13 protein-coding genes and 1 pseudogene are annotated in these 13748 nt (G+C 67.7%); 7 read left to right on the forward strand and 7 right to left on the reverse strand.

Going from position 1 to position 13748, the window contains the following annotated elements; all coding sequences use genetic code 11:
• The coding region (locus JW364_RS20705) for a DUF222 domain-containing protein (protein ID WP_205334203.1) at positions 1–888 on the reverse strand (888 nt) is incomplete at its 3' end.
• A gap of 171 nt (positions 889–1059) precedes the next feature.
• Entirely contained in the window at positions 1060–1452 is a 393-nt protein-coding gene (locus JW364_RS20710; RefSeq protein ID WP_137810530.1) for a helix-turn-helix domain-containing protein, read from the reverse strand.
• Between the two features lie 93 nt (positions 1453–1545).
• Between JW364_RS20710 and JW364_RS20715 the strand changes: the two genes are divergently transcribed.
• A complete protein-coding gene (locus JW364_RS20715) occupies positions 1546–2001 on the forward strand; it encodes a hypothetical protein (RefSeq protein ID WP_240199402.1) in 456 nt (151 codons plus the stop codon).
• Between the two features lie 87 nt (positions 2002–2088).
• Positions 2089–2499, forward strand: coding sequence for an STAS domain-containing protein (locus JW364_RS20720; RefSeq protein WP_137810531.1), 411 nt, complete (start codon positions 2089–2091; stop codon positions 2497–2499).
• A gap of 10 nt (positions 2500–2509) precedes the next feature.
• On the opposite strand, the gene JW364_RS20725 is transcribed toward JW364_RS20720, so the two are convergent.
• Positions 2510–3274, reverse strand: a complete 765-nt coding sequence (locus tag JW364_RS20725) for an alpha/beta fold hydrolase (RefSeq protein WP_137810532.1) — start codon at positions 3272–3274, stop codon at positions 2510–2512.
• 94 nt (positions 3275–3368) lie between these two features.
• Between JW364_RS20725 and JW364_RS20730 the strand changes: the two genes are divergently transcribed.
• Positions 3369–3977 carry a TIGR03086 family metal-binding protein gene (locus JW364_RS20730; protein WP_068970588.1) on the forward strand — a complete coding sequence of 203 codons (609 nt, stop codon included), beginning with the start codon at positions 3369–3371 and terminating at the stop codon, positions 3975–3977.
• Here JW364_RS20730 and JW364_RS20735 read toward each other — a convergent pair.
• Positions 3974–4696 carry an aspartate/glutamate racemase family protein gene (locus JW364_RS20735; protein ID WP_068970589.1) on the reverse strand — a complete coding sequence of 241 codons (723 nt, stop codon included), beginning with the start codon at positions 4694–4696 and terminating at the stop codon, positions 3974–3976. The two genes, JW364_RS20730 and JW364_RS20735, sit on opposite strands and share 4 nt — an antisense overlap.
• A gap of 18 nt (positions 4697–4714) precedes the next feature.
• Positions 4715–6226: pseudogene (locus JW364_RS20740) on the reverse strand (NCS1 family nucleobase:cation symporter-1).
• Positions 6227–6472: 246 nt separating this feature from the next.
• Here JW364_RS20740 and allB point away from each other — a divergent pair.
• From allB to JW364_RS20760, 4 genes are all read left to right on the forward strand, one after another.
• Positions 6473–7846: an allantoinase AllB gene (gene allB, locus JW364_RS20745; RefSeq protein WP_137810533.1), complete on the forward strand. Its 1374-nt coding sequence runs from the start codon at positions 6473–6475 to the stop codon at positions 7844–7846.
• A gap of 57 nt (positions 7847–7903) precedes the next feature.
• Positions 7904–10252, forward strand: a complete 2349-nt coding sequence (locus JW364_RS20750; RefSeq protein ID WP_137810534.1) for a helicase-associated domain-containing protein — start codon at positions 7904–7906, stop codon at positions 10250–10252.
• 55 nt (positions 10253–10307) lie between these two features.
• The gene (locus JW364_RS20755) at positions 10308–11237 is read left to right on the forward strand and encodes an oxygenase MpaB family protein (RefSeq protein ID WP_137810535.1); all 930 of its coding nucleotides are present in this window, start codon (positions 10308–10310) and stop codon (positions 11235–11237) included.
• A 75-nt stretch (positions 11238–11312) separates the two neighbouring features.
• Positions 11313–12980, forward strand: a complete 1668-nt coding sequence (locus tag JW364_RS20760) for a DNA repair helicase XPB (protein ID WP_321179980.1) — start codon at positions 11313–11315, stop codon at positions 12978–12980.
• 1 nt (position 12981) lies between these two features.
• Here JW364_RS20760 and JW364_RS20765 read toward each other — a convergent pair whose 3' ends face one another.
• Both JW364_RS20765 and JW364_RS20770 read right to left on the reverse strand, forming a co-directional pair.
• A complete protein-coding gene (locus JW364_RS20765; protein ID WP_137810536.1) occupies positions 12982–13386 on the reverse strand; it encodes a type II toxin-antitoxin system VapC family toxin in 405 nt (134 codons plus the stop codon).
• On the reverse strand, positions 13383–13655 hold the full coding sequence (locus tag JW364_RS20770; protein WP_137810537.1) for a type II toxin-antitoxin system Phd/YefM family antitoxin: 273 nt from the start codon (positions 13653–13655) through the stop codon (positions 13383–13385). Before JW364_RS20770 ends, JW364_RS20765 begins: the two co-directional genes overlap by 4 nt.
• Positions 13656–13748 lie beyond the last annotated feature (93 nt).

Consider the following 13748-nt stretch of genomic DNA (forward strand, 5'->3'; position numbering starts at 1 on the left):
ATCCCGCGTCGACGCCCCGCACCGGGCTTCGTCCACCTCGGCCTCCGACAACGCCGGACCGTCATCGAGATGAGCCGACTCCACCCCGTCACCGGCATGAATCAGGATCTCCGCACCCGGCGCAAGATCGGGCATCGCGATCCCGTCATGCACCATGTCGGCCATCGCCACCACCGCCGGCGCAACATTCGACGGCACCTGCCGCCACAGATCCCGACGCCGAGACGGAACCACCTCCGAATCCTCAGGTGCCGAACCGGCGTCAGTGTTCCGCGGAACACTCTCAGCCGACGGTAGATCCGGATCATCGCAGGTCCGGGTGCCTTCATACTCCGCACGCACCGTCCCGGCCAAAAACCGCGCCCCATCCAACGGACTCAACCGCAGCGACACCGACAACGACCCGTCATCGTTCCACTTCCACCGGCCCGTCGACTCCACCGGTGGCCGGCTTTCCTCTTCGACGCCACAGTTGCGGTCGACCTGGCCCATCGCCCGTACCGCCCGATCCAACTGACTCGCCGTGCACGACAACGCCAGATTCACCAACTCCGCCTCCCGCTCCGGCGTAGCCACCCGTGTCAGGGCGCGGACCTTCGAATACGTCAGCCGACCCTCGCGAAACGCCGTGCGGATCGCCGGCAATTCTCGTATCGCCTTGGCGACCCTCAACTGCTCATGCGCCGTTCGCGGTGCAATGCCGGCCTTCCACGACAACCAGTGCGCCAGCGAATGAATCCCCGGCCCCCGCCACGACTCCCGCTCATCCAGTTCTGCCACCAGTTCAAGGAATTCCGCTGTCAGCGCCGTGATCTGAGCCGCATATCCCAGCACCCGCGCCTCGAGCACCTCATCCGTCAATGAGACCGGATCCGCATCGTCGAACATCGACGACGCATCTCCACCGGAACGAAAAGCACTGACCCCCATCGCAACCCCCAGAACCGAACGAGAAGTACCGGAACAAGGTATCGCCAGGCACCGACAATTCCTCCCGCCCCTCGATCAGAGGTCATGAGTGTTCCGCGGAACACTGCGCCGGCTGGCGGCGACCTCGACTCAGCTCGCCGCACTCTCCCGCTGCGCGACCTTGGGTTCGATCACCTCGGTCGCGTAGGTCTTACCCCACTCGTTGAGGGCGGTGACGAAGGGGCGCAACGCCCGTCCCTGTTCGGTGAGCGAGTACTCAACTCTCGGTGGGACTTCGGGATAGGCCGTGCGCTGCACGATGCCGTCACATTCGAGTTCACGTAGCTGGCGGGTGAGCACTCGTGGCGTGACCGGACCGACTGCCCGCCCGAGGGCGCCGTATCGCATCGGCCCCTCGAGAAGGTTCTTGACGATGGTCATCTTCCAGGAACCGCCGAGCACGGCGACGCTCACCTCGACCGGGCACACCTCGTAGGCGCGTCGAACCGGGTCGCGCAACACGGGATCATCCTGGTTCTCCATCGCACATCCCTGCCATCGCCGTGGACATTCTCGTCCATATGGACAATATTGTGCATACTACCGCCGACGTGCATCAGGCGTTAGACAGAAGTCATGTACCTTTCCGTCGACAACCCCGAGAACTCTGTAGACCAGGACTTCGCGCGCTTCACCTCCCCGACGGTCGGAGCAACCCTCGGCTCGGTCGCGATTCTCGCGACCGTCGCGACTGCGGCCCTCTCCGACACCGGAACACTGCCGGGGTTGCTCGGGATGGCCGGCGCCGGGGCGCTCCTGGCCCTGATGCAGATCGCCGTGCAGTGTCAGGCGGCGATACTCGTCCTGCGAGACAGACGATGGCTTCCGGCACTGCCGCCCGCGGCGATCTGCGCCGCGACACTGACCGCGCTCTACCTGCTGGCCTTCGATCACGCTGCCGGCTGGTACCTGCTCCTCATCAGCGCAGTAGCTGTCGCCGGGTATGTCGCGGTGCTCGGGGAGGGGCACGCAGCCATCCGCGTCTTCGACGGCGCCGAACGTCATATCGAGGACACACCAAGGCACCGGTGAAGCCAACTGCCGACGCCACCAGGCGGACCTCGAGGCGCTGCCATCTCACGGACGGGCGACTTCGAGCGAACAGGGAGGCAGGGCTACATGAGGGCAGACAGCTTCGAACCGGTGGTCGTCGACGATGACCAGGACGCGTCCCGGGCAGGTCGCGCGCTGGCAGTGATCTCGACGCAGCGCGATCAACTCATAATCCTGACTGTGCACGGCAGCATCGACCTGCTCACCGTCCCGCAGTTGGGTGCGGCCGTGCTGGAAGCAGTGAGCGAGCGACCCCGGGGGCTGATCGTCGACCTCACCGCCACCGACTTCCTCGCGTCGTCCGGCATCGCCGCGCTCCTCGCCGCGCACGCGGCCGTCACCCCGGCCGGCGGCCGGTTCGGCGTCGTCGGCGGGCATCCCGCCATCACTCGGCCCCTGCGGCTGACGGGCCTGGACGACACGCTCGACCTCTATCCCACCCTGGCCGACGCGTTCTCGGCGATGGTCCCGGACTGACGGCTCCGGCTCACTCCGCGCCGAGAAACTGGACGAGGACCGCGTTCACCGCCTGCGGCGCCTCGATGGGGATGAGGTGCGTCCCGGGGATCACGGCCAGGCGGGCACCCGGAATGGCGGCAACGACGTCGCGGCTGTGCTCGAGCGTCACCTCGTCGCGGTCCCCCTGCATGACCAGCGTCGGTGCTGTGATCGCGGCCAGATCACCGAGGTCGATCTCGGGTTCGGAGTTGATCATCGCCATCGTCTTGTCGAAGATGACCTGGAAATGCCTTGCACCGTCCGGGGATTCGGACGCGTAGTCGGCAGCGAAGAACTCCATCAGCTCGTCGTCGGCGGAATCGAGCGCGTCGAGGATGCCGCCGACCGCCCGGCCCGAACTGTTGTAGTACTGGCCGATCAGGACCAGATGCCGGACCAGGTCGGGCCGACGCAGCGCGACCAGCACACCCACCACCGCGCCATCGCTCCACCCGACGATCTCGGCGGGACCACCGATTACCTCGTCGAGGTAGGCGATCGTCTCCTCGGCCATGTCCGCGTAGTGGAACTCGTCGGTCACGTCCGGGCTGTGTCCGTGACCGTGACGTTCCGGACAGAAGACCTTCCACCCCGCGTCGACAAGGGCCGGCACCTGCCCGCCCCACGACGATGCACCCGAGAAGGCGCCGTGGAGCAGCACGAGCGGCTGCCCGGCGCCCTGGATCTCGTGCCAGACACGGGTATTCGGCGTCGGATGACTGATGGTCGTGTACTCGCGGATCGGAGAGGTCACGTGACCACCGTACGGGGGCATCGGTGCGGCCGATGAGAAACCGGCGTCGAGCGGGTCAGCCTTGTTGAGTGCACACACGACGAGAGGGAGTCCCATGCCCACCGACACCACGCAGGCACGATCGATATCGGCGGCCGCCGATCACATGCTCGCTCTGACCGCCACAGTCGCCGACGCCGACCTGGGCCGTCCGACCCCCTGCGGCGACATGGACCTCGCCGCGCTGGTCGCCCACGTCGACGGCCTGTCCCAGGCCTTCGCGGCCGCGGCGCGGAAGGACTTCGGACCGCTGACCTCGACGCCGCCGGACCCAGCGCAGAGTCAGCTCTCGACGCAGTGGCGCGACGACCTGCGTCGCCACGTCCACGACCTCGCCGACTCCTGGGATGACCCCGCCGCCTGGGACGGCATGACCCGGGCGGGCGGTGTCGAACTGCCGGCCGAGATCATGGGACTCGTGGCGCTGTCGGAACTCGTGCTGCACGGATGGGACATCGCACGTGCCATGGGCATCCCGTTCGACATCTCCGACGACATCCTCCAGGTCGTCTTCGACCTCCACTACCCACCCCAACCGCAGGAAGAGCGCGACGGCATGTTCGGGCCGGTGGTCGAGGTACCCGACGACGCACCCCTCGTCGACCGCCTCGCCGCCTTGACCGGACGGGATCCCCGGTGGCCGCAGGCGGCGAAGGCGGACTAGCGGTTGAACGGCCAGCCGGTGATCTTCTTCTCCCGCGGCGGGGCGTAGGTCCGTATCTTCGACGTCGAGAGCCCCATTCGGACAAGACCTTCGGCGATCGTGACCGCCGCCCGCACACCGTCGACGATCGGCACTCCGGTCGCCTCACGAACCTGCTCCTCGAGTTCGGCCATGCCGCCGCACCCGAGGCAGATCACCTCGGCGTGGTCGTCGCTGACCGCACGCGTGGACTGTTCCACGATCGCCTTCACGGCCCGCTCCGGGTCCGACTCGAGTTCCAGCACACCGAGTCCCGACGCCCGCACCGATGCGCACCGCTGGTCGAGGCCGGCGAGCTTGAGCCGGTCCTCGATGAGCGGGACCGTCCGGTCCAGGGTCGTCACCACCGAGAAGCGGTGTCCCAGATACATCGCCGTCGACGCCGCGGCCTCGGTGATGTCGACGACCGGCACCTCGAGGAGCTCCTGGAGTCCCTCTCGGCCGTGTTCGCCGTAACCGGCCTGGATGACCGCGTCATACGGTTCGGGGTAGGCGAGGATCGCGTCCATCACGGCGATCGCGGCGAGGTAGGACTCGAAATTCCCCTCACACGAGTCGGCGCCGAAACGCGGTGTGATCCCCACGATCTCGGTCCCCGGGGAGGCGACCGAGCGGGCCGAGTCGGCGATGGCCTCCGTCATCGACACGGTGGTGTTGACGTTGGCGACCAGGATGCGCACGGTGATGTCCTTTGTGGGTCAGTGAGTGCTGGCGACGGAGATCGACTCGCCCGACACCTCGGCGAACGGACCGCGACGGTCGGCGACCGCCAGGTACACGATCGCACCGAGACCGGCGCCGATGAACCAGGAGAACTCCGAGATCACCTCGAAGGCCGGGACGAAGGCCATCACCAGGGCGATGGCCGCAGTCGGGACGAGCGCGAGGATCGCCCGCATGTTGACCCCGTTCCGGTAGTGGTAGGCGGCGCCCGGTGCCTCGGTGAACAACGCGGGCACGTCGATTCGCGAACGGCGGACGAGCCAGTAATCGGCCATGACGATACCGAACAGCGGGCCGAGAAGGGCACCGAGTCCGCCGAGGAAGTAGTTGATCACCGCCGGCGAGTTGTAGAGGTTCCACGGCAGGATGACCAGGCCGATGATCGCGGCGACGAGCGCCGCGCGCCGGAAGTCGAGGTGGCGCGGGAACAGGTTGGACAGCGCGTAGATCGGCGCGACGAAGTTGGCCATGAGGTTCACGGCGACAGTGAGGATCAGCAGCGCGAGGCAGGCCAGCACCAGCAGGAACGTGTTGGGAACGGTCTGGACGATGTCCGACGGCGACTCGATGACTGTGCCGTTGATGCGGAACTGCGCTCCGGCGAGGGTGATCACGATGGCGCCGAAGAGCAGCATGTTCAGCGGGATGCCCCAGAAGTTCCCGCGCACGATCGCTTTTCGCGATTCCGCGTTGCGGGTGAAGTCACAGAAGTTGAGGACGAAGGTCCCGTAGATCGCCACCCACAGGCTCGCGCCGCCGATGATCTGGAGCCACATGTCCACGCCGGTCAGCGAATCGGGCGTCGACCACGCGATGGTCCAGTCGGCGTTGCTCAGCATCCAGACGGCCAGGGCGACCATGGTGACCAGGATGACCGGACCGGCGAAGGCCTCGTAGCGACGGATCATCTCCATGCCGTAACTGACGATGATCACCTGGATCACCCACAGCGAGACGAACGAGATCCAGCCCAGGGTGGAGAGCCCGAGGAAACGATTGGTGTCCAGGTCGGCGGCGCCGGGGAACAGCGCCACCAGCATGATTCGCAGGACGACCGACGCGAGGTAGGTCTGGATGCCGAACCACGCGATCGCCACCCCACCGCGGATGAGGGCGGGGATCTGGGCGCCGCGGAACCCGAACGAGATGCGGCTCATGACCGGGAACGGCACGCCCGTCTTCTCCCCCATGAAGCCGGAGAGATTCAGCAGCAGGAAGAGGAACACCCCACCCAGCACCAGGGCGGTCAGGATCTGCCACCCGCCGAGCCCGAGCGCGAACAGACCGATGGCGAAGGCGTAGTTGCCGAGACTGTGTACGTCGTTGGCCCACAACGTGAAGATGTTGTAGGTGTTCCAGCGTCGTCCGACGCGGCTGGTCGGTGCCAGGTCGTCGTTGTACAGCTTCGGACTCAGCCCGGCCGGGACGGTGCCGGTGACCTCCGAAACCGGTCCGTCGACGGGGGCTGTGTGCTACTCAGTGCTCATGTCTGCACTTTCGGTCGGACGGTCATCGATGACCGCGCTCCTACACTCGCGGAGTTCCGTGATGTGGAATGAATTTTCCGCGTTCGTGACAGTTAGCCTGACGATCGAGGCCGTTGTCAATAGCACGACACCGGCCTACTCGCGAGTTGAGTTCCGAAATGACGCAGCTTCATTCCATGATGAGGAATAACCTGGGTTAGTCTCTGGAACGACACCGGACACGGCACCAGCAAGGAGTCCCGCCCCATGACCGCAACACCCGATGCCCCGGCCGCTACTTCCGACGCACCGTTCGACCTGGTCGTGCGGGGTGAACAGACTCTCACCACGGCCGGCATCGTGGCCCGCGAGATCGGTATCCGCGACGGTCGGATCGTCGCGATCGAGCCCCTCGGCAGCGGACTGACCGGGGCCGAGGTCATCGAGCTCGCCGACGATCAGGTCATGATCCCCGGACTCGTGGACACCCACGTACACGTCAACGAGCCCGGGCGCACCGAGTGGGAGGGTTTCGACTCGGCCACCCGGGCGGCGGCCGCGGGTGGTGTCACCACGCTCATCGACATGCCGCTCAACTCGATCCCGCCGACCGTGAACGTCGACGCGTTGGCCGAGAAACGTGCTGCGGCACAAGGTAAGACACACATCGACGTCGGATTCTGGGGCGGCGCCATCCCGGGCAACGAGGACGATCTGCGCGGCCTGCACGACGCGGGTGTGTTCGGCTTCAAGTGCTTCCTGCTGCATTCGGGAGTGGACGAGTTCCCGCACCTGACGGCCGACGAGATGGAAGCCGACATGGCCAAACTCGCCGAATTCGACTCGCTGATGATCGTCCACGCCGAGGACTCCCGCGCCATCGACAAGGCCCCCTCCCCCGAGGGCGATGAGTACACCCGCTTCCTCGCGTCCCGTCCGCGCGGCGCCGAGAACCTGGCGATCGCGGAGGTCATCGAGCGGGCGCGCTGGACCGGCGTCCGCGCCCACGTCCTCCACCTGTCGTCGTCGGACGCGCTGCCGATGCTGGCCAGCGCGAAGCGCGACGGTGTGAAGATCACTGTCGAGACCTGCCCGCATTACCTCACCCTGCTGGCCGAAGAGGTACCCAACGGCGCGACGGCCTTCAAGTGCTGCCCGCCCATCCGCGAGGCCGGCAACCGTGAACTGCTGTGGGAGGGGCTGCTGGCCGGCACCATCGACTGCATCGTCTCCGACCACTCGCCCTCGACCGTCGACCTCAAGGACCCCGAGAACGGCGACTTCGGCGTCGCATGGGGTGGGGTCGCCTCGCTTCAGCTCGGGCTGTCGCTCATCTGGTCCGAGGCAAAGAAGCGCGGCATCGACCTGCCGCAGGTCATCGAGTGGATGGCGTCGAAACCCGCCGACCTCGCCGGCCTGCCGACCAAGGGTCGCATCGCCCTCGGCTGCGACGCCGACTTCGCGATCTTCGAGCCGGAATCCGCGCAGATCGTCGACGTCAACCGCCTCCACCACAAGAACCCGGTCAGCCCCTACGACGGCCGGGCACTCGCCGGTGTGGTCAAGGGGACCTGGGTGCGCGGGCAGAAGGTCGACTTCGAGACCGCCCGCGGTCGCATGCTCCGCCGCGGCGACGTCTGACCTCCTGCTGCCTGAGCCCCGGTCCCCGCTGCCTGAGCCCCCGGTAAGCTGGGCCGAATGAGTTCGGATGACCAGCACACCGGCCTGGCCGATGAGTTGGCGGCGCGTTCCGACGACGCGCTGACCGAGCTCCTCCTCGAGCGCCCCGACCTCGCCTCACCGACGCCGTCGGGGACGCGGGTACTGGCGCAACGGGCCCTGTCGGCGGCGTCGTTGGCCCTGGCCGGCGAGGATCTCGACATCCTTGCCGTCGCGGTTCTGGAAGAGGTCGCCGCCCGCCACAGCCGCAGCCCGAAGAAGTCGCGGCGTCCGTCGGTCACCACGATCGTCAAGGCCCTGTCCGGCCGCGCCGATGCGGCCGCCGTCCGCGCCCGTCTCGATCTCCTCCGACGCCGCGCGATCCTCTGGGGCGAGGACTCGTCCCTCGGCGCCGGTGAACACGTCGACTCCGCGATGCCGTGGAAGGCCAAGCACCTCAGTGGTCCGCTCGTCGGGCGGTCGGGCGAGGAGATCGCGGCGATGATCGCCGATCTCGACGAGCGACCCCTCGGTCTGCTGCACACCCTCGCCCGCGGTCCGGCCCTGGGCCGCAGTCGTGATGCGGCCCACGACGCCGACCCGTCCTCCCCGGTCGCCCGACTGATCTCGTCGGGCCTCCTCGCGCGCATCGACGATCAGACCGTCGAGCTACCGCCGATGGTGGGCGCCGTGCTCCGCGAGGAACCTGCTTGGCGCACAGACGTGTTGGAGCCGCCACCGCTCCACGAACCCGGCGCGAAGCCACGTTTCGGGGCCAAGGCGGTCGACGCCGCAGCCGGCGGCGAGGCACTCGAACTCATCCGTCACCTCACCCAGCTGATCGCGGTCCTCGGCGCGACGCCGGCGGCGGTGCTCCGCTCCGGCGCGCTCGGCGTCCGCGGGCTCCGTCGTCTGGCGAAGCTGACCGGTCTCGAGACACAGCGGGTCGCGTTCCTCGTCGAACTCGCCGCCTATCTCCGGCTCATCGACGCGGGCTTCCCGGATCCCCCGCCGCCCAACGATTCCGGCGAGCAGTCCTTCGCGCCCACCTCCACCGCCGACACCTGGTTGCACCAACCGCGCGAACGCCAGTGGCTCGCGCTGGCCGACGCCTGGATGCACATGCCGCGCCGCGCCTGGCAGGTCGGCGAACCCGATCGCGACGGCAACGCGCTGCCGACGCTGGGCTCGGACCTCCACGACGCGTACGCCCCGGTGCAGCGTCAGCTCATCCTGTCCACCCTCGCCCACGCCGACCCCGCGGTGGGAGTCCCCGCCGACACTCTCCTCGCGAACCTGCACTGGCACCGCCCCCGTCAGATCCGGCGCTTCAGCCGCCGCGTCGTCGCCGAGACCCTGCGTGAGGCACGGGAATTGGGACTGGTCGCGCACGACGCCCTGACCACCGTCGGTCGTGCGTACACCATCGAGGAGTCACCGGACTCCGACCCCGCCGACGTCGACGCGGCGGTGCTCGCCGCGATGCGCAAAGCCCTGCCCGAGCCGGTGGACCACTTCCTGACCCAGGCCGATCTGACGTTGACGGTCCCCGGCCCGATGACGCCCGAACTCGCCGAACAGGTGGAGCTCGTCGCCGATCTGGAATCGGGCGGTGCGGCGTCGGTCTATCGGGTCTCACCGGAGAGCGTGCGCCGTGCGCTCGACGCGGGCCGCAGCAGCAACGAACTGCTCTCGATGTTCACGAAACACTCGAGAACCCCGGTGCCACAGTCACTCACGTATCTCATCGACGACGTCGCACGACGCCACGGCCAGTTGCGCGTGGGCGTCGCGTCGGCGTTCATCCGCTGCGAGGACCCGACCGTGCTGGCGGCTGTGCTGCGCAGTGCGGCGGCCGAACCGCTCGCGCTGCGGGCGCTGGCACCCACGGTCGCGGTGTCGCCGTCGGAGGTCCGCGACGTGATCGATCAGCTGCGGGCGGCGGGATTCGCTCCGGCGGGCGAAGATTCGTCCGGAGCCCTGGTCGACCTCCGCGAACGCGGCAGCCGGGTTTCGGTGTCGCGGGCACGTCGGCAGGCCCAGCCACGCCGGAACGCGCCGTCGGAGGCACAGCTGCGGTCGGTGGTGACCCGCATCCGCTCGACCGACCGGGCGGCGGCGGCGACCCCGGTGCGCGGCGCCGTCACGACGACCCCGGTGCGGGCGAGCGGCGGAGGCGAATCCGCCACTGCGCTCATCCAGCTCGCACTGCGCGCCAACCGCAGGCTGCGCGTGGGATACGTCGACGCACAGGGATCGGCGAGCCGGCATGTGGTGACCCCGAAGATCCTCGGCGCCGGCCAGCTCGTGGCCGTCGAGGAGGGCAGTGATGACGAGCAACGGTTCTCGCTGCACCGCCTCACCAGCGTCGAGCTGCTCGACGCCTGAGTCCAGCGGGTAGAGACATCCTGTGAAAGACGTCTCATCCTTGGTAGCCTCGGGTATGACCGCGGCACCGAAACTCCCCGCTCGCGAACATCTCGGCCTCGTCGCCGACACCTACCAGCACGACCTCGTCGCGCGGATGAAACCCGCGCCGAAGCGTCGCCGGGTGAAGCGGCCGGTCGATCTGGTCACCGCCATCGGGCCTTCGCTCGCCGGCACCAACGTGATCATGCAGCTCGCCAATCCGAAGGTCGGGTACGGCGTCCACGAGAGCCGCGTGCCGTCGGGCAATGCGATCAAGCGGCCCATCAAACGGGGGCGCACCACCGGCACGTTCCTCGCCGTCGCACTGATGGGCTCCGACGACGACAAGGCCTACGTCCACGAGGCCGTCGGCCGCATCCACGACCAGGTGTACTCCACCCAGTCGAGTCCCGTTCGCTACAGCGGGAACGACTCGCGCCTGCAGCTGTGGGTCGCGGTGTGTCTGCTCAAGTACTTCATCGACCAGTACGAACTGCTCTATGGTCCGCTGAGCGCCGAGGAGAAGCAGATGGTGCTCGACGAGGCGCACCCGCTGGGCACCGCACTCAACGTTCCCCGGGACAAGTGGCCGGCGACCTACGACGAACTGCTCGTCTACTGGAACGCCGAATTGTCCTCACTGCGCATCGACGACCCGGTGCGCGACGAGCTCCGCAGCCTCGCCGACCTGTCCTTCCTGGAGTACCGGGTCGGAAAGCTCGGCACGCTGCTCCACGCCGCGATCGGGCCGTCGCTCGCCTACGCGATCAAGGCCGGGTTGCCGCCGGAGTTCCGCACGATGATGCGGTGGCGGTGGACCGAACGCGACGAACGCCGCTATCAGCGGGCGCTTGCCGGCTTCCGCCGCGTCGACCCACTGGTGGCACCCGTTCTGCGCGGGATCTTCCGGCTCAACATCATCGACCTGCGGGTCCGTCGCAAGCTCGGCATCCCCGTCTTCTGACTTCGCCGGGGTCTCTCGCGTCACAGCGCAGGCCCGACGCTGACAATCGTCGGTGCGATCTGGACAATGGAGCGGGTGACCGATGGACCCCTGATCGTGCAATCCGACAAGACGCTGCTGCTCGAGGTGGATCACCCCGACGCCGCGGCGGCGCGCGCGGCGATCGCACCCTTCGCCGAACTCGAACGCGCCCCCGAGCACGTCCACACCTACCGGGTCACCCCCCTCGCGCTGTGGAACGCCCGCGCCGCAGGTCACGACGCCGAACAGGTCGTCGATGCACTCGTGACGTACTCGCGGTACGCGGTGCCCCAGCCGCTGCTGATGGACGTCGTGGACACCATGGGCCGGTTCGGTCGCCTGCAACTGGTCAAGCATCCGGCGCACGGGTTGACCCTCGTCAGCCTCGACCAGGCGGTCCTCATCGAGGTGATGCGCAACAAGAAGGTCGCCCCGATGCTGGGTGCGCGCATCGACGACGACACGGTCATCGTGCACCCGTCCGAGCGGGGTCGCCTCAAGCAGGTGCTGCTGAAGGTCGGCTGGCCGGCCGAGGACCTCGCCGGATACGTCGACGGCGAGGCACACGCCATCGACCTCGCCCAGGACGACTGGCAGCTGCGTGACTACCAGGAGATGGCAGCCGACTCGTTCTGGGCCGGCGGCTCGGGCGTGGTGGTGCTCCCCTGCGGTGCCGGCAAGACGATGGTCGGCGCGGCGGCGATGGCCAAGGCCGGCGCGACGACGCTGATCCTGGTGACCAACACGGTCGCCGGCCGCCAGTGGAAACGTGAACTCATCGCGCGCACGACGCTCACCGAGGAGGAGATCGGCGAGTACTCGGGCGAGCGCAAGGAGATCCGTCCCGTCACGATCGCCACCTACCAGGTGATGACACGGAAGTCGAAGGGCGAGTACAAGAATCTGGACCTTTTCGACTCCCGCGACTGGGGTCTGATCATCTACGACGAGGTCCATCTCCTCCCCGCACCCGTCTTCCGGATGACCGCCGACCTGCAATCGCGTCGTCGACTCGGCCTCACCGCGACCCTGGTCCGCGAGGACGGCCGCGAGGGCGACGTCTTCAGCCTGATCGGACCCAAGCGCTACGACGCCCCGTGGAAGGACATCGAGGCGCAGGGGTGGATCGCGCCGGCCGACTGCGTCGAGGTCCGGGTGACGCTGACCGACGAGGAGCGTCTGCAGTACGCGGTCGCCGAGCCCGAGGAGAAGTACAAGCTCTGCTCGACGGCCCACACCAAGGTCAACGTGGTCAAGGCGATCCTCGACAAGCACCGGGGTCAGCAGACCCTGATCATCGGCGCCTACATCGATCAGCTCGAGGAACTGGGCCGCGAACTCGATGCCCCGGTGATCCAGGGCTCGACGAAGAACAAGGAACGCGAGGTCCTGTTCGACCGGTTCCGCTCCGGCGAGTTGCAGACCCTTGTCGTGTCGAAGGTGGCGAACTTCTCCATCGACCTGCCTGAGGCGTCGGTCGCGGTGCAGGTGTCGGGGACGTTCGGGTCACGCCAGGAGGAGGCCCAGCGGCTCGGCCGGTTGTTGCGACCGAAACGCGATGGCGGACAGGCGCATTTCTACTCGGTGGTGTCGCGCGACACCCTCGACGCCGACTACGCCGCGCACCGCCAACGGTTCCTCGCCGAGCAGGGATACGCCTACCGCATCACCGACGCCGACGACCTCCTGGGCCCGACGATCGGTGAGGGTTCAGCCGGCTGAGTCACAACTCGGCGCCTGGAGCGACCACCGGATAACCGAGCGCAGACGCACCCGCCGTGAGTCGTTGGTCGTAGGCGACGAACGCGGTCATCTCGGCGCGGATCACGGTTGCCGAGGCCAAGTGCAAGGCGTCGAGCGAGCGCAGCGAGGACGGGCCGATCGATTCGGCGATGTCGATGACGGCGGCGCTCAGCGGGATCACGTCCAGAGCATCGAGGAGATCACGCGCTCGCTCATGAAGGCCCGGGCTGCCATCACGCAACGCGGTGCGCATCAATTCGACTCGTCCCAGCGCACTCGTCACGGTCGGGACCCCTGGACGCAGCGCGAACCACTCGATCAGCGGTGCGGTCTCGGCCTCGCGCACCACGAGTTTCACCATCGCTGAGGTGTCGAGATAGATCAACGATCCTCGCGAACCTGGTCGAGGACTTTGGTGAGCGCGCGCGTCGGCAACGTCTCGGGGTGCAGCCCGGTTATGCCGCCCGCACTGCGGGCCGGCACGAGTATCCCGGCCTCGATGAGCGCTTCTCTACTTCTTTCCCCCGCAGACACCGGGACCAACCGCGCAACCGTGCGGCCTCGGTTGGTGATGGCCAACTCTTCCCCGGCCTCGACTTGCGCGAGATACCGCGAGGCGTGCTGCCTGAGCTCGCGGATACCGATCGTCCTCATTCCTGCAGGGTAGCACCTGAAGTGCTACTTGCCCCGTGCTCCCTGAGGAGCGCCCGGAGCTTGCGGAGGGCGCGTCCACTGCTCCCTGAGGAG

The sequence above is a fragment of the Gordonia sp. BP-119 genome, from assembly GCF_016924115.1.
Classification (GTDB): Bacteria; Actinomycetota; Actinomycetes; order Mycobacteriales; family Mycobacteriaceae; genus Gordonia; species Gordonia hongkongensis.